At 62.2% G+C, this 16824-nt stretch carries 14 protein-coding genes and 1 riboswitch; of the genes, 8 read left to right on the top strand and 6 right to left on the bottom strand.

Annotation, left to right across the window (positions count from 1 at the left end):
- Positions 1-17 precede the first annotated feature (17 nt).
- The 4 genes from FFM53_RS33770 to FFM53_RS33755 all read right to left on the bottom strand — a co-directional run bounded on the left by FFM53_RS33770 (position 18) and on the right by FFM53_RS33755 (position 4182).
- Positions 18-1100: an ABC transporter ATP-binding protein gene (locus tag FFM53_RS33770; protein ID WP_138333986.1), complete on the bottom strand. Its 1083-nt coding sequence runs from the start codon at positions 1098-1100 to the stop codon at positions 18-20.
- 24 nt (positions 1101-1124) lie between these two features.
- A complete protein-coding gene (locus tag FFM53_RS33765; RefSeq protein WP_138333984.1) occupies positions 1125-1961 on the bottom strand; it encodes a carbohydrate ABC transporter permease in 837 nt (278 codons plus the stop codon).
- Positions 1958-2818 carry a carbohydrate ABC transporter permease gene (locus tag FFM53_RS33760; RefSeq protein ID WP_138389974.1) on the bottom strand — a complete coding sequence of 287 codons (861 nt, stop codon included), beginning with the start codon at positions 2816-2818 and terminating at the stop codon, positions 1958-1960. The genes FFM53_RS33765 and FFM53_RS33760 overlap by 4 nt, the downstream gene beginning before the upstream one ends.
- An 89-nt stretch (positions 2819-2907) precedes the next feature.
- Positions 2908-4182, bottom strand: coding sequence for an extracellular solute-binding protein (locus FFM53_RS33755; protein WP_138333980.1), 1275 nt, complete (start codon positions 4180-4182; stop codon positions 2908-2910).
- An 86-nt stretch (positions 4183-4268) separates the two neighbouring features.
- Between FFM53_RS33755 and FFM53_RS33750 the strand changes: the two genes are divergently transcribed.
- The 8 genes from FFM53_RS33750 (at position 4269) to atzF (ending at position 15194) form a co-directional block, all read left to right on the top strand.
- Complete coding sequence (locus FFM53_RS33750; protein ID WP_138389975.1) at positions 4269-5186, top strand: helix-turn-helix domain-containing protein; 918 nt, start codon at positions 4269-4271, stop codon at positions 5184-5186.
- A gap of 209 nt (positions 5187-5395) precedes the next feature.
- Positions 5396-5504: riboswitch (guanidine-I (ykkC/yxkD leader) on the top strand.
- A gap of 74 nt (positions 5505-5578) precedes the next feature.
- A complete protein-coding gene (locus tag FFM53_RS33745) occupies positions 5579-6652 on the top strand; it encodes a putative urea ABC transporter substrate-binding protein (RefSeq protein ID WP_138333976.1) in 1074 nt (357 codons plus the stop codon).
- A 65-nt stretch (positions 6653-6717) separates the two neighbouring features.
- Positions 6718-7536: an ABC transporter permease gene (locus FFM53_RS33740; protein ID WP_138389976.1), complete on the top strand. Its 819-nt coding sequence runs from the start codon at positions 6718-6720 to the stop codon at positions 7534-7536.
- Positions 7533-8363 carry an ABC transporter ATP-binding protein gene (locus FFM53_RS33735; protein ID WP_138333972.1) on the top strand — a complete coding sequence of 277 codons (831 nt, stop codon included), beginning with the start codon at positions 7533-7535 and terminating at the stop codon, positions 8361-8363. The genes FFM53_RS33740 and FFM53_RS33735 overlap by 4 nt, the downstream gene beginning before the upstream one ends.
- Positions 8360-9181 carry an urea amidolyase associated protein UAAP1 gene (locus FFM53_RS33730; RefSeq protein WP_138389977.1) on the top strand — a complete coding sequence of 274 codons (822 nt, stop codon included), beginning with the start codon at positions 8360-8362 and terminating at the stop codon, positions 9179-9181. Before FFM53_RS33735 ends, FFM53_RS33730 begins: the two co-directional genes overlap by 4 nt.
- A 12-nt stretch (positions 9182-9193) precedes the next feature.
- The gene (locus tag FFM53_RS33725) at positions 9194-9844 is read left to right on the top strand and encodes an urea amidolyase associated protein UAAP2 (RefSeq protein ID WP_138333968.1); all 651 of its coding nucleotides are present in this window, start codon (positions 9194-9196) and stop codon (positions 9842-9844) included.
- Positions 9845-9847: 3 nt separating this feature from the next.
- On the top strand, positions 9848-13387 hold the full coding sequence (uca, locus tag FFM53_RS33720) for an urea carboxylase (protein ID WP_138389978.1): 3540 nt from the start codon (positions 9848-9850) through the stop codon (positions 13385-13387).
- 1 nt (position 13388) lies between these two features.
- A complete protein-coding gene (atzF, locus tag FFM53_RS33715; protein WP_138333964.1) occupies positions 13389-15194 on the top strand; it encodes an allophanate hydrolase in 1806 nt (601 codons plus the stop codon).
- A 98-nt stretch (positions 15195-15292) separates the two neighbouring features.
- Here the strand turns inward: atzF and FFM53_RS33710 are convergent, their stop codons facing one another.
- Together FFM53_RS33710 and FFM53_RS33705 are read right to left on the bottom strand one after the other, a co-directional pair.
- Positions 15293-15703 (bottom strand): VOC family protein, encoded by a 411-nt coding sequence (locus FFM53_RS33710; RefSeq protein WP_138389979.1) that lies wholly within the window; start codon positions 15701-15703, stop codon positions 15293-15295.
- Between the two features lie 18 nt (positions 15704-15721).
- Positions 15722-16819 (bottom strand): Gfo/Idh/MocA family protein, encoded by a 1098-nt coding sequence (locus FFM53_RS33705; RefSeq protein WP_138333960.1) that lies wholly within the window; start codon positions 16817-16819, stop codon positions 15722-15724.
- Positions 16820-16824: the final 5 nt, after the last annotated feature.

The following is a 16824-nucleotide window of genomic DNA, read 5'->3' as shown; positions in this document are numbered from 1 at the left end:
TGTCCTGGGATTTTAGTTCAGCGAAGCCGCTTGCCGGCGCCGTCGAAAAGGAATGAGCGGTTGGCGGGAAGGCCGACTGTCAGCGTGTCGCGATTGCCGGCGACGCGCGATTCCGGCCGCTCGATGATCAGTTGCTCGGGACCAATGGTGGCGTAGATGTAACTGGTGTTGCCGAGGTGTTCGGCGACGTCGATGGTGACGGTGAGGTCGGCATCGCCCGTGCCCGCATCGACGAAATGTTCGGGACGGATGCCGAGCGTCACTTTTGCGCCGGCTTCGATGGGATCGGCGACCGGCAGCGTCAGGCGGGTATTGGCGTCACTTTCCAGCGCGATCACCGCCCTGCCCGGCTGCGTTTCAACCACCACGGCGTTCAAGAAATTCATCTTCGGCGAGCCGACGAAGCCGGCGACGAACTGATTGGCGGGATCATCGTATAGGTCGAGCGGCGCGCCGATCTGCTCGATATTGCCGGCGCGCAGCACGACGATCCGGTCGGCGAGCGTCATCGCTTCCGTCTGGTCGTGGGTGACGTAGATCATCGTCGTGCCGAGCTTCTTGTGCAGCCTGGAGATTTCGACGCGCATTTGCACGCGCAGTTCGGCGTCGAGGTTCGACAAAGGTTCGTCGAACAGGAAGACCTGTGGTTCGCGGACGATGGCGCGGCCGATCGCGACGCGCTGGCGCTGACCGCCGGAAAGCTGCTTCGGCCGGCGCTTCATCAGCTCGGTGATCTGCAGGATCTCTGCGACATGGCGCACGCGCCGCTCGGTGTCGGCCTTCGGATTGCCGTTCATGCGCAGGCCGAAGCTCAAATTTTCCTCGACGGTCAGGTGCGGATAAAGCGCGTAGGACTGGAAGACCATGGCGATGCCGCGATCGGCCGGCTCGACGTCGTTGACGACCCTGCCGCCGATCTGAAGCTCGCCTGACGTAATGTCCTCGAGGCCGGCGATCATCCTGAGCAGCGTGGACTTGCCGCAGCCGGACGGGCCGACGAAGACGACGAATTCGCCGTCCTTCACCTCCAGATTGGCGCCGTGGATGATCTCAAAGCCGCCGAAGCGCTTGACGATGTTGCTGAGTGAAAGCTCTGCCATGCAGCCTCCCGATTATTTGCCCGATTATTTGATTGCGCCGGCCGCGATGCCGGCGATGAAATGGCGTTGAAGAGCCACGAAGATGACCAGGATCGGCGCCGTCAGGAGCACCGCGCCGGCCATGATGCCGCCCCAGGAGACCTTGGTGAGGCCGATCAGCGTTCCGAGCGCCACCGGCGCCGTCATCATTCCCGGTCTGGAATTGATCAGCAGCGGCCAGAGGTAGTTGTTCCAGGAGGCAAGGAAGAGGATGATCGCCAGTGCGGCCATGGTCGGGCGCGCCAGCGGCAGGGCGATGCGCAGGAAGATCTGCCATTCCTTGACGCCCTCGACGCGGGCGGCATCGAAAAGCTCGCCCGGCATCATCGAGAAGGACTGCCGCATGAACAGAACGCCGAGCGAATTGAACAGCGGCGGCACGATCAGAGCCACCCAGGTGTTTGCCAGTTTGAACTCGCGCGCCACCATGATGAATTGCGGGATGACGACCACGGAGAAGGGAAGCGTGATGGTGCCGAGGATGATGGCGATGACGATGGAGCGGCCGACGAAACGGTAACGTGCCAGCGCCCAGCCCGCCATCGAGGTCAGCAGTACCGACAGGACCGTATAGATGAGCGCGACGCCGATGGAGATCACCATGGCACCGATGAAATCGGTATCGGCCTGCAGGTTCTTGAAATTCTCGACGAAATTGGTCGATGGCCAAAGCACGATGTCAGGGCTGAAGATGCCGTTATCGGGCATTGTCGAGAAGACGAACATCATCCAGAGCGGAAACAGCCAGATTATCGCAAGCGGCGCCAGTGCGGCATGTAACGCGATCTGGCGCAGCAGAAGGGATTGAGATTTGGATTTCATTTCGGATCCCTCCCGACCCAGAGATTGAGAAGCGAGATCGCTACGGCAAGGGCAGCCATGGTATAGGCGATCGCCGAGGCATAGCCGAAGTTCAGCGAGGTGAAGCCCTGGCGATAAAGCAGCAGGCCGAGCGTCTCCGTGCCGCCGCCGGGACCGCCGCGATTGGTGATGAGGAAGGGCTCGGCGAAGAGCTGCATGGTGCCGATCACCGAGAGCACCACGCAGAAGAGGATGATCGGTTTCAGGAGCGGCAGGGTGATATGAAAGAATTGCTGGATCTTGCTCACCCGGTCGAGTGTCGCTGCCTCGTAGACATCGTCGGGAATCGACTGCAGGCCGGCGAGGATGATGATGGCGTTGTAGCCCGCCCAGCGCCATGTGACGGCAAGGATGATCAGCGCCATGGCGGCATTGGCATTGTCGAACCAGGAGACCGGGCTGAGACCGACGGCCGAGATCAGCTTGTTGATGATCCCGAAATCGAGGCTGAACATCAGCCGAAACACCGCGGCATAGGCGACCTCGCCGACGACCACAGGGGCGAAGAAGGCGAAACGGAAGAGCGGGCGCGCTTTCAGGAGCGGCGAATTGAGCATGACGGCCATAACGGTCGCAAGCGCGATCATGACAGGCACCTGGATCACCAGGATGATCAGCGTGTTGTAGAGGGCATTATAGAAGGCCGGGTCGTAGAAGAGCCGGCCCCAGTTGGCCTGGAAACTATATTTCCACGCGTTGATGCGGGTGTTCTGAAAGGAAATCAGGAACGAATTGATGATCGGCCAGACCCAGAAGGTGGCAAAGACCAGCAGATATGGGGCGAGGAACGCATAGGCGCTCCGGGTTCTGAACGGCATCGAGCCTTCTCCTCACAAAACCAATGAATGGTCGCCCGCCTCGCGCGGCGGGGAAAAAGCCGGGCGCGTCAAGCGCCCGGCTTCGTCATTCACTGCGCGATCGGAAGGCCGGTCGCCGAAGCGATCTGGTTGGCGGCATCGTCGAGAGCCGCCTTCGCATCGGGATAGCCGCCGGAGAAGAACTTCGTCTGCGCCGCCTTGAAGATGGCTTCGGCATCGCTCTGGAAGGCGGTGCCGCGGCTCGGCACGATCTTCGGCAGCGTCGCGAGGATATCAGCCCAGACCTTCTGACCGCCCCAATAGGGCTGTGCTTCGTTGACGAAGGGATCTTGAACGGCCGAGAGCAAAGATGGCACCAGACCGAATTCCTTCAGCATCGTTACCTGACCCTCGTTCGTGCCGAGGGCGTAGTTGACGAATTTCCAGGCCGCGTCCTTGTTTGCGGAGGTCGCGGAAATAGCGAGCGACGAACCGCCGAGATTGGCGGCATGCGGGCCATCGGCCGTCAGGCTCGGCATCTTGTAGACGCCCCACTTGCCCTTGAGATCGGGCGAGGTCGAACGCAGGGTGCCTTCATACCAGCCGCCATACAGCTGGCTTGCGGCCTTGCCGGCGGTATTGGCCTGGATCTTTTCGTCCCAATTGGCCGCCGTCAGCGTGCCGGCATCCTTCATTTCCTTCACCTTTTGCAGTGAGGAAACGCAGGCCGGCTGGTTGATGGTAATGGACTGGCCGTCGGTCGAGTAGTAGCCGCAGCCCTGCTCGTTGGCGATCATGCGAAACCATTCGCTGTCGCCATTGAAGTCCGCCTGCGCCATGACGACGCCGGGGTTGGCGGCGGAAATCTTCTTGCCGGCGGCAATAAAATCATCCCAGGTGTTGATCGTGCTCGGATCGACGCCGGCCTTTTCGTAGAGGTCGCGGCGATAGAAGACGGCGACAGGGCCGGAATCCCACGGCATGGCATAGGCGACGTCTCCGACTTCAAGCTCGGTGCGCTTGAATTCGGGGAATTTCGCCTGAATGTCGGGCGTGTAACCGAGCTCCTTCAGATTGGCGAAGCAATCGGGAAAACGGCTCCAGAAGATTTCAGCTTCGAAATTCTCGATGCTGACGATGTCGGGCAAGCCGTCGCCGCCGGCGGCGCAGGCCGCGAGCGTCTTATCGAAGACCTGGGCGTTGCCAAGGTCCTCGACGGTGATCTTGATATCGGGAAACTGTTTGTTGAAGCCTGGAAGCGTGGACTTCAATGCCGACGCGGCGACATTCCAGCTCCAGATGGTGAGATTGGCCGACTGCGCGTATGCGGAGCCGGAAGCAAGCACTGCGACAGCTGCGGTCGCAGCGAGAAGTTTGAAGCGCATTGAAAATCCTCCCTTTTCAATTGCCGATCTTTCACGAACGCGGTTAGACTATCTGTAAGGGAGCGGGTGTCTCCTAAAAAGGGAACATGAATTTGGCGGAAAGTAAGGTCGGCACACGTGCAATCTACCAGCCCGGCGCGAGCAGCATCGAGGGTTTGCCGACAGCGCTGCAGATGTTTCATGCCCATCCGCCCGTCATGGCCATGCCGCACTGGCATGCGCAGGTCGAAGTCAACTACGTGATGCGCGGCACCGTGCACTACCGGATGAGCGATCACGAATTCCGGCTGAACGCGGGCGAAATGTGCCTCTTCTGGGGTGGTCAGCCGCATCAGATGGACGAATCCTCAGACGATTCGCTCTATGCCGGCGCCCATCTGCCGCTCGTCTATTTCTTCCGGCTGCGCCTGCCGATCAGCGTTTCCAGCCGGCTTATGAAGGGTGAGACGCTGCTGACCTCGGCAACGGATGCCGCCGACAACGAAAACTTCACCCGCTGGTTCCGCTATGCCAATTCCGGCGATCCCGCCAAGGCCCAGCACGCCGTCGACGAGCTGCTGCTACGCATCGAGCGCATCGCGCTCGAACCCTATTCCATGACGTCGCAGGCGACCATCAATCTCGAGGGCGATCACCCGCATCCGCATTCCTCACGCAGCGTCGCGCGCATGTGCGATTTCATCGCCGCCAATTTCCTGCACGACATCGATTCGGTCGATATCGCCCGCGCCGCCGACCTGCATCCGAAATATGCGATGAACCTGTTCAAGCGATCGACCGGCATGACGCTCAGCAAATATGTGACGCTGCTACGGCTGTCGCGCGCCCAGGCGATGCTGATGAGCGAAGGCGCCAACGTGCTGCAGGTGGCGATGGACAGCGGCTTCGGCTCGATCAGCGCCTTCAACAAATCCTTCCGCCACATCGCCGGCATGTCGCCGTCGAATTTCCGCCGCGATATCCGGCTGGTGACGACGATCCCCTCCGGGACCTTTCGGAACTAGCTTAGATAGAGTCGCAAACGCGGCGTTCTGCGTGGTCTGCCTGCTTTTTTCACTGGGCAAAAAAGAACCAACGCCTAAGGTGGCGGCAGAATACGCACATTTTCTGTGCAAGTGCATGCACTATTGCATTTGTCAGAGAATTGATGCCATCGCACCCTCAATAAAATCAATGATTTATAATTTGGCACGCACTTTGCTTTGATAGTTGCAGAGTTGGTGGCTAGGGTTCCGGCGTCGCAAGGCGTGGCTGGTCCGAGAGCTACCACCGGCAGGGGAGACATCCCGCCGGGTGCACGGCGGGACAAAAGCCCGGGAGACCTCGTAAGCCAAGGGATTGGCGGCACGATGGTCATTGCCGATCCCTTTTGAAGAAAAGCAAAAGGGGAATTTCAATGCAGACTTTTTCGAAGATTCTATCGATTACCGCACTGACGGCGTCCCTGGCGCTGGGACTCGGCTCCATCGCCAAGGCCGAACAGAAGACTGACTTCAAGGTCGCCTGGTCGATCTATGTCGGCTGGATGCCCTGGGGTTATGCTGCTGATCACGGCATCGTCAAGAAATGGGCCGACAAATACGGCATCAAGATCGAGGTCACCCAGTTCAACGACTACGTCGAATCGATGAACCAATATACCGCCGGCGCCTTCGATGCCGTGACCCTCACCAACATGGACGGCCTGTCGATCCCGGCTGCCGGCGGCGTCGATACGACAGCGGTCATCGTCGGTGACTTCTCGAACGGCAACGATGCCGTCATCCTCAAGGACAAGGCGAGCCTTGCCGACATCAAGGGCCAGAACGTCAATCTCGTCGAATTTTCCGTCTCGCATTATCTGTTGGCTCGCGCGCTCGAGAGCATCAAACTGACTGAGCGCGACGTGAAAGTGGTCAACACCTCCGACGCCGATATGGTCGCCGCCTACAAGACGGCTGACGTGACCGCGGTCGTCACCTGGAACCCGCTGGTCTCGACCATCCTCGAGGATCCCACGGCCAAGAAGGTCTTCGACAGCTCGCAGGTGCCGGGCGAGATCATCGACCTGATGGTCGCCAATTCAGGCGTGCTGAAGGACAATCCGAATTTCGGCAAGGCGCTCGCCGGCATCTGGTATGAAACCGCAGCACTGCTGACTGCGGACAGTGCCGACGGCAAGGCTGCGCGCGAGGCGATGGGCCAGGCATCAGGCACCGATCTCAAGGGCTTCGAATCCCAGCTTGCCGCCACCAAGCTGTTTGCCAAGCCGGCCGATGCCGTTGCCTTCACTGCCTCGGGCAGCCTGCCGAAAACAATGGATCTTGTCCGCAACTTCCTGTTCGAAAAAGGCCTGCTCGGCAATGGCGCGCCGTCGGCCGACGTCATCGGCATCGAAATGCCTGATGGCAAGGTCCTCGGCGACAGCGGCAACGTCAAGCTGCGCTTCACTGAGACCTACATGAAGGCCGCCGCCGACGGTTCGCTCTGAGCCATGTCAAAGCAGCGGTGCGGCGTTGACCGCACCGCCTACCCTTCATCAGCGGAGCTATCCCTATGCGCTGGATCAACACGAGGCCGAGCCGGGGCGCGCAGCTTGCCTTGACGCTGCTGCCCTTCGTGCTGCTGATCGTTGCCTACACTTTCGGCTCGGCGGCACGGCTGGCGGAAAACGCCAACGACAAACTGCTGCCCGGTCTTGCCGGTTTTGCCGATGCGATCGATCGCCTGGCCTTCATCGCCGATCCGCGCACCGGACAATACCTGCTCTGGTCCGATACGGGTGCGAGCCTGATCCGGCTGTTGGCCGGCCTCGGTATCTCGACAGTCACCGCGCTCATCATCGGCATGCTGATCGGCATGCTGCCGTATCTCCGGGCGCTGCTCTCGCCCTTCGTCGCCGTTATCTCGATGGTGCCGCCGCTGGCGCTGCTGCCGATCCTTTTTATTGCCATGGGGCTTGGCGAAGCCTCGAAGATCGCGCTCATCGTCATCGGCGTTGCGCCGACGATGATCCGCGACCTTGCGCTGAAGGCGCTGGAACTGCCGCGCGAACAGATCGTCAAGGCTGAAACGCTCGGCGGCTCTTCCTGGCAGATCGGTCTTCGTGTCGTGCTGCCGCAGATCCTGCCGCGGCTGATCACCTGCCTCAGGCTTCAGCTCGGTCCTGCCTGGCTGTTCCTGATCGCCGCCGAAGCGATCTCGTCGGATTCCGGCCTCGGATACCGCATCTTCCTCGTCCGCCGCTATCTCTCGATGGACGTCATCTTTCCCTATGTCGTCTGGATCACGCTGCTCGCCGTGATCATGAATTATATCCTCGATCGCATCCGCATCGCCGTCTTCCCCTGGTCTGAGCTGGAGAAGCAGGCATGAGCGAGTTGGTGATCGAAAAGGTCTGGAAAGAGTATGGCGACCAGATCGTACTCGAAGATGTGTCGCTGACCGTCGCTTCGCGCGCCTTCGTCGCGCTTGTCGGCCCGTCCGGCTGCGGCAAGTCGACGTTCCTGCGCATGTTGCTCGGCCAGGAGCGGCCAACGCGAGGGACGATCCTGCTCGACGGCGAAGCTCTGCCACAGGAGCCAGGGCCGGATCGTGGTGTCGTCTTCCAGCGCTACTCCGTGTTCCCGCATCTGACAGTGCTCGGCAATGTGCTGCTTGGGCGGGAACTCGCAGCGTCTCGCTATAAAGCCAAGCTTTTCGGCGCTGCCCGTCGCAACGCCGTCGACGAAGCGCGGCGACTGATCGGCGAGGTCGGCCTATCCGGTGCCGAGGGCAAATATCCGGCGCAACTGTCAGGCGGCATGCAGCAGCGCCTGGCTTTGGCGCAGGCCCTGATCATGAAGCCGAAGGTGCTGCTGCTCGACGAGCCTTTCGGCGCGCTCGATCCCGGCATTCGTGCCGAGATCCACACATTGATGAAGCGGCTCTGGCACGAAACGCAGATGACCGTCGTCATGGTGACGCACGACATGCGGGAGGCCTTCACGCTGGCAACGCGCGTCGTCGCCTTCGAGCGCAAGCGCGACCGCCCGGAGGAAAAGGAGCGCTACGGCGCGACGATCACTAAGGACATTTCCATCTGGCCGCCCAGGCTTGCCGGCGCGCCCTCCATCTTCAGCCCCGACCGGGACGGCCCGGTCATTTCTCTGGGCCTTCGCCGGGACGACCCGGCTTCCAGTCCGTCAGGAGAAAAACCATGATGCATGTCAGACGTTCGCCCGAAGAAATTGCCGCCAACCGGCAGCGCTACGAGGAACACCAGAAGAAGGGGCTGGAATTTGCCCCAAAGGCCCTGCCGGCGCCGAGCCCCCTTCCCGCCCCCGCAATCGATGCGGCTGCGATCATCCATCAGGAAACCATCCCCGGCGGCTGGTACTGGTCGACCGCGCTGAAGCGCGGCGAGGCTCTCCGCATTGATCAGGGTGAAGGCGGATCGACCGTGGCGCTCGTCGCCTGGAACGCCGCTGACACGAGTGAACGGCTCAATCTCGTCGATACGGTCAAGGTGCAGTGGACAACCGCCCTCGGCAAGGGCCGCGTTATCTTCTCGGACATGGGCCGAGTGATGTTTTCGCTGATCGAGGATAGCTCCGGCGCTCACGACTGCCTGATGGGCGGCTCGACCGCAGCTTCGAACGCTGCAAAATATCCTGGCGTCAAGAGCCGCAACACCCGCGACAATCTCGTGCTCGTCGCCGGCAAGCTTGGTCTCACCAGGCGCGATATTCCCGCAATTCTCAATCTCTTCGCTCCCGTCCGCGTCGACGATGACGGTGGCTTCCACTGGCGCGGCAAACTCTCCAACAGCGGCGACTATGCCGAACTGCGCGCCGAAATGGACATGATCGTCGGCTTTTCCAATTGTCCGCATCCGCTCGATCCCGACCCGGTCTATGCTCCGAAGCCGGTGATCGTCACGCGCTTTCGCGCCCCCGCCCCCGCAATCGACGACCTCTCGCGCACGGCGACCGCCGAAGCCCTTCGCGGCTTCGAGAACAACGCCTCGATGCTGGCCTGAGGGAGGATGACGATGACCGATTTCATCAAGACTTCAGCTTCGCGCAGCCTGGAAAATGCCGTGCAGGAACATTTCATCCCGGCCGAAGCGCCGTGGTCCGGCATCGTGCGCAAGGGTCAGACCATCCGCATCGAGGACAGCTACGGCCAACAGGCGATCGACACGCTGTTTTATCGCGCCGATGACTTTGCCGAGCGGTATTCCAACCAGGATACGATGCGGGCGCAAGGTGGCGCCTATATCGGCACCGGCACGAAGATCATCTCGAACGAAGGCAACGTCATGCTGGTCATGACGGCCGACAGCTGCGGCCGCCACGATACATCAGCCGGCGCTTGCTCCTGCGAGAGCAACACGGTGCGCTTTGGCCACGGCACCAAATACCTGCATGCCTGCCGCGACAATTTCGTGATCGAGGTGACCAAACACGGCATGAGCAAGCGCGATATCGTGCCAAACATCAATTTCTTCATGAACGTGCCGATCAAGCCGAACGGCGAGATGACCATTGTCGACGGCATTTCCGCGCCCGGCGACTATGTCGAGCTGGTGGCGGAGATGGACGTGCTCTGCGTCGTCTCCAACTGCCCGCAGATCAACAATCCCTGCAACGGCTTCGATCCGACGCCGATCCGGGTGCTGATCTGGGACGGTGAGGACTGATCGATGTTCACCAAGGTTCTTATCGCCAATCGCGGCGAGATCGCCGTCCGCGTCATCCGCACATTGAAGAGGATGGGCATTGCCTCGGTCGCCGTCTATTCCGATGCCGATCGCTTCTCGAAGCCGGCGCTGACCGCTGATGAGGCCGTCCGCCTCGGCCCGGCGCCTGCTTCCGAAAGTTATCTTGACGTCGATGCCGTCATTGCTGCCTGCAAGGCGACGGGCGCTGAGGCCGTGCATCCAGGCTACGGCTTCCTCTCGGAGAATATCGGTTTTGCCGAGCGGCTCGCCGCTGAAGGCATCGCCTTCATCGGCCCGCGGCCGGAGCATCTATCGGCCTTCGGCCTGAAGCATACGGCGCGCGAATTGGCGAAAGCGAGCGGCGTGCCGCTGCTGCCCGGAACCGATCTCTTGCAGAGTGTTGACGAGGCGCTTTCGGCTGCCGAGACCGTCGGTTATCCCGTCATGTTGAAAAGCACAGCCGGCGGCGGCGGCATCGGCATGCAGCTCTGCGCCGATGCGGCCGGCCTCAAGGCTTCCTTCGAAAGCGTGCAGCGGACCGCGCGCGCCAGCTTCGGGGATGCGCGCGTTTACATCGAGCGTTTCGTTGCTGAAGCGCGCCATGTCGAGGTGCAGATCTTCGGCGACGGCAAGGGCGGAGTGATTGCGCTCGGCGAACGTGACTGCTCGCTGCAGCGGCGGAACCAGAAGGTCGTCGAGGAGACGCCTGCGCCTGGCCTTTCCGCGGAGACAAGGGCGCGCCTGCACAAGGCGGCGGTCGATTTGGGAAGCTCGGTCTCCTATGAATCGGCCGGCACTGTCGAATTCATCTATGACCCCCAGCGCGAGGAATTCTATTTCCTCGAGGTCAATACCCGCCTTCAGGTCGAGCACCCCGTCACGGAAGCCGTCTTCGGCATCGACCTCGTCGAATGGATGATCCGGCAGGCGGCCGGCGAGGACGTGCTCTCGGGTGCTAAGGCCCTGACGCCGAAGGGTGCGGCGATCGAGATGCGGATCTATGCCGAGATGCCGCATGCCGATTTTCGCCCGAGTGCCGGCCTTTTGACCGAAGTCATTTTTCCGGAAAGCGCCCGCGTCGACGGCTGGATCGAGACGGGAACCGAGGTGACGCCCTTCTACGATCCGATGCTTGCCAAGCTGATCGTGGCGGCGGAAGACCGGCCGGCGGCGATCGAGATGCTGAAGGCAGCACTCGCCGAAACGTCGATATCAGGCATCGAGACCAATCTCGATTATTTGAGAACGATCGCCGCTTCCGAATTGCTTGCCGGCGCCAAGGTGGCAACGACGGCGCTGCGCGACTTCGCCTTCATTCCGGATGTCGTCGAGGTTCTCGCGCCTGGCGCGCAGTCAAGCATTCAGGAACTGCCGGGCCGGCTCGGCCTCTGGCATGTCGGCGTGCCGCCGAGCGGGCCGATGGACGAGCGCTCCTTCCGCCATGCCAACCGGTTGGTCGGCAATGCCGACGTGACGGCTGCGCTCGAATTGACGGTTTCCGGCCCGACATTGCGGTTTTATGCCGACCAGACGATCGCGCTTGCCGGCGCCCGGATGGCGATGACATGCGACGGCGTAAAATTGCCGCATGACACCCCGGTATTGATCCGTGCCGGTCAGGTTCTGTCGATCGGTACGATCGAAGGACCGGGACAACGCGCCTATCTCGCCGTCGCCGGTGGTTTTGCCGCTCCCGTTGTGCTCGGCTCGCGGGCGACTTTCGGTCTTGGTCAGTTCGGCGGCAACGCCACCGGCACCCTGAAGACAGGGCATGTGCTGCACTTTGCCCGCCAAGTACCGGCCGAACCGGTGAGACCAGCGACGGAGGCAGCCGTCTTGACGCGCGAATGGGATGTCGGCGTCGTCTATGGCCCGCACGGGGCTCCCGATTTCTTTCAGGATGGGGATATCGAGACGCTGTTTTCGACGGCTTACGAGGTGCATTTCAACAGCGCCCGCACCGGCGTTCGCCTCATCGGTCCCGCCCCGGTTTGGGCACGTAGCGACGGCGGTGAGGCGGGGCTGCACCCCTCCAACCTGCACGATAATGCCTATGCGATCGGGGCGATCGATTTCACCGGCGATATGCCGATCATTCTCGGCCCCGACGGTCCGAGCCTTGGCGGCTTCGTTTGCCCTGCAGTGATCGCCCGCGACGAACAGTGGAAGATGGGCCAGTTTAAGCCCGGCGACCGTATCCGTTTTCATGCAGTAGTGCGGCCGGAGGACCCCGTCGCTGGCCCCGCGGTGCGGCGGGTCGTGGAAGAGACGGGCTCGCCGATCGTCGGCATTAGCGACGACGGCCCGGTTTCCGTCGTCTATCGCCGCCAGGGCGATGATAATCTGCTCGTCGAATATGGGCCGATGACACTGGATATCGCGCTGCGGCTGCGGGTGCATCTGCTGATGCAGGCCGTTGTCGAGGCCCGCCTGCCCGGCGTCGTCGACCTCACCCCCGGTATCCGCTCGCTGCAGATCCATTATGACGGCACGCAGCTGACGCGCCGGCGCCTGCTGGGACTGCTTTCCGAGATCGAGGCGACGCTTCCGGCAGCCCAGGAGGTCACGGTGCCGAGCCGCATCGTGCATCTGCCGCTTTCCTGGAATGATCCGGATGCGGAGCTTGCGATGCGCAAATATCAGGAGCTGGTACGCCCGAATGCGCCCTGGTGCCCGTCGAATATCGAGTTCATCCGCCGCATCAACGGCCTTCCCGACGAACAGGCCGTTCGCGATATCGTCTTCGATGCCAGCTATCTGGTGCTCGGTCTCGGCGATGTCTATCTTGGCGCGCCGGTTGCGACCCCTGTTGATCCACGCCATCGCCTCGTGACGACGAAGTATAATCCCGCCCGCACCTGGACGCCTGAGAACGCCGTCGGCATCGGCGGCGCCTATATGTGCATCTACGGCATGGAAGGACCGGGCGGCTACCAGCTCTTCGGCCGCACCATCCAGGTCTGGAACACATGGCGGGAGACACCGGCCTTCGCCAGGGGCAAGCCCTGGCTGCTGAACTTCTTTGACCAGATCCGTTTCTTCCCTGTTAGTAATCAGGAGTTGACGGAGGCGCGCGCCGCCTTCCCGCACGGCGGCTATCCGATCCGGATCGAGGAGACGGAATTCTCCTATGCTGCCTATGAGAGAGAATTGCAGGCGAACGCAGCGTCGATCGGTCGCTTCAAGGCAACGCAGCAGGCCGCCTTCGATACTGAGCGCCAGCGCTGGAAGGAAGCCGGGCTCGACAGCTTCGTCACCGATGAAGGCACGGGCGAAAGTCCGGATGGGGATATTCCCGACGGCTGCTTCGGTGTTGCCAGCGCCGTGCCCGGCAATATCTGGAAATTGCTGGTCGAGCCGGGTGCCTCGGTTGCGGCCGGCGATACACTCGCCATCATCGAATCGATGAAGATGGAAATCAACGTCACCGCCCATGCGGCAGGCCGCGTCCGCGACCTGCGTGCCGGGCCGGGAAGAAACGTCAAAGCCGGCGATATCATCGTCGTTCTGGAGGAATGCTGACATGCTGCCGACCATCCTCGATCTCTCAAGCCTTCGCGCCGCCTATCAATCCGGCCTGACGCCGCTCGACGCCATCGAAGAGGTGATCGCCCGCCGCGCCGCCTCGAAAGATCCGGCAATCTTCATCACGCCGGTGCCGGATGAAGAGCTGCGCGCCGCCGCGAAAGCTTTGATGGCACGCGCGCCTGAAGCAAACAGCCTGCCGCTCTGGGGCGTTCCCTTCGCCGTCAAAGACAATATCGATGCCGCCGGCCTGCCGACGACCGCTGCCTGCCCGGCCTATGCGTATCGGCCGGAAGCCGACTCCACCGTCGTTGCCCGGTTGAAGGCGGCTGGCGCCATCATCATCGGCAAGACCAATCTCGACCAATTCGCGACCGGCCTCAACGGCACGCGCTCGCCCTATGGCGCGCCGCGTTCGGTCTTCGATGCAGCCTATATCTCAGGCGGTTCGAGCTCCGGATCATCAGTCGCGGTCGCCTCCGGCCTTGCCGCCTTCGCGCTCGGCACGGATACGGCGGGTTCCGGCCGCGTGCCCGCCGCCTTCAACAATCTGGTCGGCATCAAGCCGACGCCGGGTCTTCTGCCGAATACTGGCGCTATACCGGCCTGCAAGAGCGTCGACTGCATCACGATCTTTGCCGCGACCGTCGGCGACGGCGTCGCGATCCGCAAGGTCGCCGAGGGTTTCGACGCTGCCGATCCTTTCTCCCGTCGCGCCAAACCGGCCAACCTGCCGGTATCGGGGTTGCGTATCGGCGTCCTGACCGACGCCGAGCGGGAGTTCTTCGGCGACAAGGAGGTGGAGGCGCTCTACGACCAGGCGATCGAACGGGCCAAAGCGCTCGGTGCGACCATCGTGCCTTTCGATTACGCGCCATTCCGCGAGGCGGCCGCGCTTCTCTATGACGGGCCGTGGGTCGCCGAACGCCTGGCGGCGGTCGAGACCTTCCTTGCCACCAACGCGGCCGATTTCGACCCGACGGTCAGAGGGATTATCGAGGGCGCCAAGGGTAAGACCGCGGTCGAGGCTTTCAACGGCCGATACCGGCTGGAAGAATTGCGTCGCAAGACCGAGGCCGAATGGGAAAAGGCCGACGTGCTTCTGCTGCCGACCGCACCGACCACTTACACCGTTGCGGATATGCTGGCCAATCCCGTCGTGCTGAACGGTCGCCTCGGCCGCTACACCAATTTCGTCAACCTGCTCGATTGCGCAGCGATCGCCGTTCCGGCCGGCTTCGGAAAAGGTGGCTTACCGGGCGGCGTTACCGTCATCGCACCTGCCTTCACCGACGATGCGCTGGCGCCGCTTGCCGACGCGCTGCACCGCGCAGCAAGCTCCGGCATGGGCATCGACCGGCAGGCTGCGATCCCCGAAGCAAGCCGTGTTGTGCCCGGCGATGACGGTTTTATCGAAATTGCGGTCGTCGGTGCGCATCTGACCGGCATGCCGCTCAATCACGAACTGGCAGGCGCAGGCGGGCGTCTGGTCAAGACCTGCCGCACGGCCGGCGATTATCGCCTCTTCGTCTTACCCAATACCACGCCGCCGAAACCCGGGCTGCTGCGCGAGCCCGGCCACAAGGGTCAGGGACTGGAGGTCGAGGTCTGGGCACTGCCGGCCGATGCTTTCGGCAGGTTCGTCCAGAAGATTCCGGCACCCCTCGGCATCGGTAAGCTGACGCTCGAAGACGGTCCCAGCGTCTCTGGCTTCGTCTGCGAGGCGCATGCGGTGAAAGGTGCCGAGGAAATCACCGCACTTGGCGGCTGGCGCAACTATATCAGCGCCAAGCTGGCGAGCTGAGAGGAGGCCTAACATGGCGGCAAAACTCGTCTGGCGCCTGATCGATCTGCTGCGGGACGGTCTGGCCGCCCGCAGCGAAGCGATCGGCAACACCTGTGTCAGCCCTGGCGGTTCTGAGAGCGTTCGGCAAGTTCGACGATAATGCCGTCGGGATCGCGAACGAAGGCGATCTTGTTCAGCATCTCGGAGTGGACGGCAAAGCGCGGCCGCTCCTTGATCTCGACGCCCGCCAGTTCGAGGCGGACGAAGGTCTCGTCGACATTGTCGAAATGAAAGGTGAGGTGGCGGACGCCGGCCGTATCGTCAGGCACGTCGACTGCTCTCGACGCGCCGCCGGGCGGCGCAAAGACCTCCAGCATGCCGCCGCCTGCATCGAGGAACGCGACTTGCATGCCATTCGCCATCGTCTTGCGCAGCACGAGGCTGAGGCCGAGCAGGCCACAGTAGAAATCGACGGTGCGGTCCATGTCGCTGACCGTCATGCCGACATGCTCGAAGGATTTCAGCATCGGAGAGCCCTTCCCGATTCAGACGGTGGCCGCAGCCCGCCATTCCCCTGCCGGAAGCCAGGAGCGATAGAGCGGATGATCGGCGGCGATCGGCATCGGCGTCGGTTGTCCGGTTCGCTGCGAGAAATAAGCGGCCGTTACCAGTTCCAGCGAATTGCGGGCATCCTGCAGCGTCACCGGTGGGTCGGTGTCTTCGACGATCGCCTTATGGAAGAGCTCGAACTGACGGGTGTAGCCATCCTCGCCAGGCACATAGGCGGCGAGCACTTCGTCGATCCGCGCCTGATGTTCCTCTGTCCCGGCGGTGAACGTCCACGGATCACGGCCCATCGTATAGGGTTCGATGATGCTTTCGGCGACGAGGTCGTTGAAGCAGAAGCGCAACCGCGAGATCTCCTTGCGCGAACCCAACGTCATCGACAGCGTCGCCAGCGAGCCATTCTGCATCTTCACCGAAAGGGCTGCCGTATCCTCGACCTCGATCGGATTGACCAGCGTCGCCCCATAGGAAAACACCTCGGCGCAAGGGCCGTGCACATAGTTCAGCATGTCATGGGCGTGGATGGCGTGGCCGAGAAGGCCACCGCCGAGTTCGCTCGCCCATTTGCCGCGCCACGGCACGGCATAATAATCCGGCCCGCGCCACCAATGGGTTTCGATCGTGGTCAGGAACGGCTTGCCGGCCAGGCCGCGTTCGATCAGCAGCTTCAGCTTCTGCAGGCCGGAACCATAGCGATACTGGAAGATCGGCATCAGCTTCTTGCTGGGGAAGCGGGCAAGGATGCGCCCCATCTCGTCGACCTCGGCGATCGAGCCGAAGAGCGGCTTCTCGCAGATCACGTGCTTGCCAGACTCGATGCCCTTGCGGCACAGTTCGAAATGCGAACTCGGCGGCGTCGAAATGTCGATGATGTCGAGATCGTCGCGGGCAAACAGCGAATCCGCATCCTGCGTGTATTCGGCAATGCCGAACTCCTCGCACAGCGCTCTGCCGCGCTCCTCATCGAGCGAGCAGAGCACGGGAACTTCGAAAAGCTCCTTGTTCCAACCGAAGCCGGCCAGATGCCGCGCAGCGATGCCTGCGCCGATGACGCCGACGCGCAATTTCCTGGTCATGATTT

Source organism: Rhizobium indicum, from assembly GCF_005862305.2.
Taxonomy (GTDB): Bacteria; Pseudomonadota; Alphaproteobacteria; order Rhizobiales; family Rhizobiaceae; genus Rhizobium; species Rhizobium indicum.
This window is presented reverse-complemented; position numbering and strand designations above follow the sequence as displayed.

Coding starts and splice junctions, on each gene's coding strand:
- FFM53_RS33710 (WP_138389979.1), bottom strand. CDS start 15,703: ATGCTGAAATCCTTCGAGCATGTCGGCATGACGGTCAGCGACATGGAC.
- FFM53_RS33705 (WP_138333960.1), bottom strand. CDS start 16,819: ATGACCAGGAAATTGCGCGTCGGCGTCATCGGCGCAGGCATCGCTGCG.
- FFM53_RS33745 (WP_138333976.1), top strand. CDS start 5,579: ATGCAGACTTTTTCGAAGATTCTATCGATTACCGCACTGACGGCGTCC.
- FFM53_RS33755 (WP_138333980.1), bottom strand. CDS start 4,182: ATGCGCTTCAAACTTCTCGCTGCGACCGCAGCTGTCGCAGTGCTTGCT.
- FFM53_RS33725 (WP_138333968.1), top strand. CDS start 9,194: ATGACCGATTTCATCAAGACTTCAGCTTCGCGCAGCCTGGAAAATGCC.
- FFM53_RS33760 (WP_138389974.1), bottom strand. CDS start 2,818: ATGCCGTTCAGAACCCGGAGCGCCTATGCGTTCCTCGCCCCATATCTG.
- FFM53_RS33730 (WP_138389977.1), top strand. CDS start 8,360: ATGATGCATGTCAGACGTTCGCCCGAAGAAATTGCCGCCAACCGGCAG.
- FFM53_RS33770 (WP_138333986.1), bottom strand. CDS start 1,100: ATGGCAGAGCTTTCACTCAGCAACATCGTCAAGCGCTTCGGCGGCTTT.
- FFM53_RS33740 (WP_138389976.1), top strand. CDS start 6,718: ATGCGCTGGATCAACACGAGGCCGAGCCGGGGCGCGCAGCTTGCCTTG.
- FFM53_RS33765 (WP_138333984.1), bottom strand. CDS start 1,961: ATGAAATCCAAATCTCAATCCCTTCTGCTGCGCCAGATCGCGTTACAT.
- uca (WP_138389978.1), top strand. CDS start 9,848: ATGTTCACCAAGGTTCTTATCGCCAATCGCGGCGAGATCGCCGTCCGC.
- FFM53_RS33750 (WP_138389975.1), top strand. CDS start 4,269: ATGAATTTGGCGGAAAGTAAGGTCGGCACACGTGCAATCTACCAGCCC.
- atzF (WP_138333964.1), top strand. CDS start 13,389: ATGCTGCCGACCATCCTCGATCTCTCAAGCCTTCGCGCCGCCTATCAA.
- FFM53_RS33735 (WP_138333972.1), top strand. CDS start 7,533: ATGAGCGAGTTGGTGATCGAAAAGGTCTGGAAAGAGTATGGCGACCAG.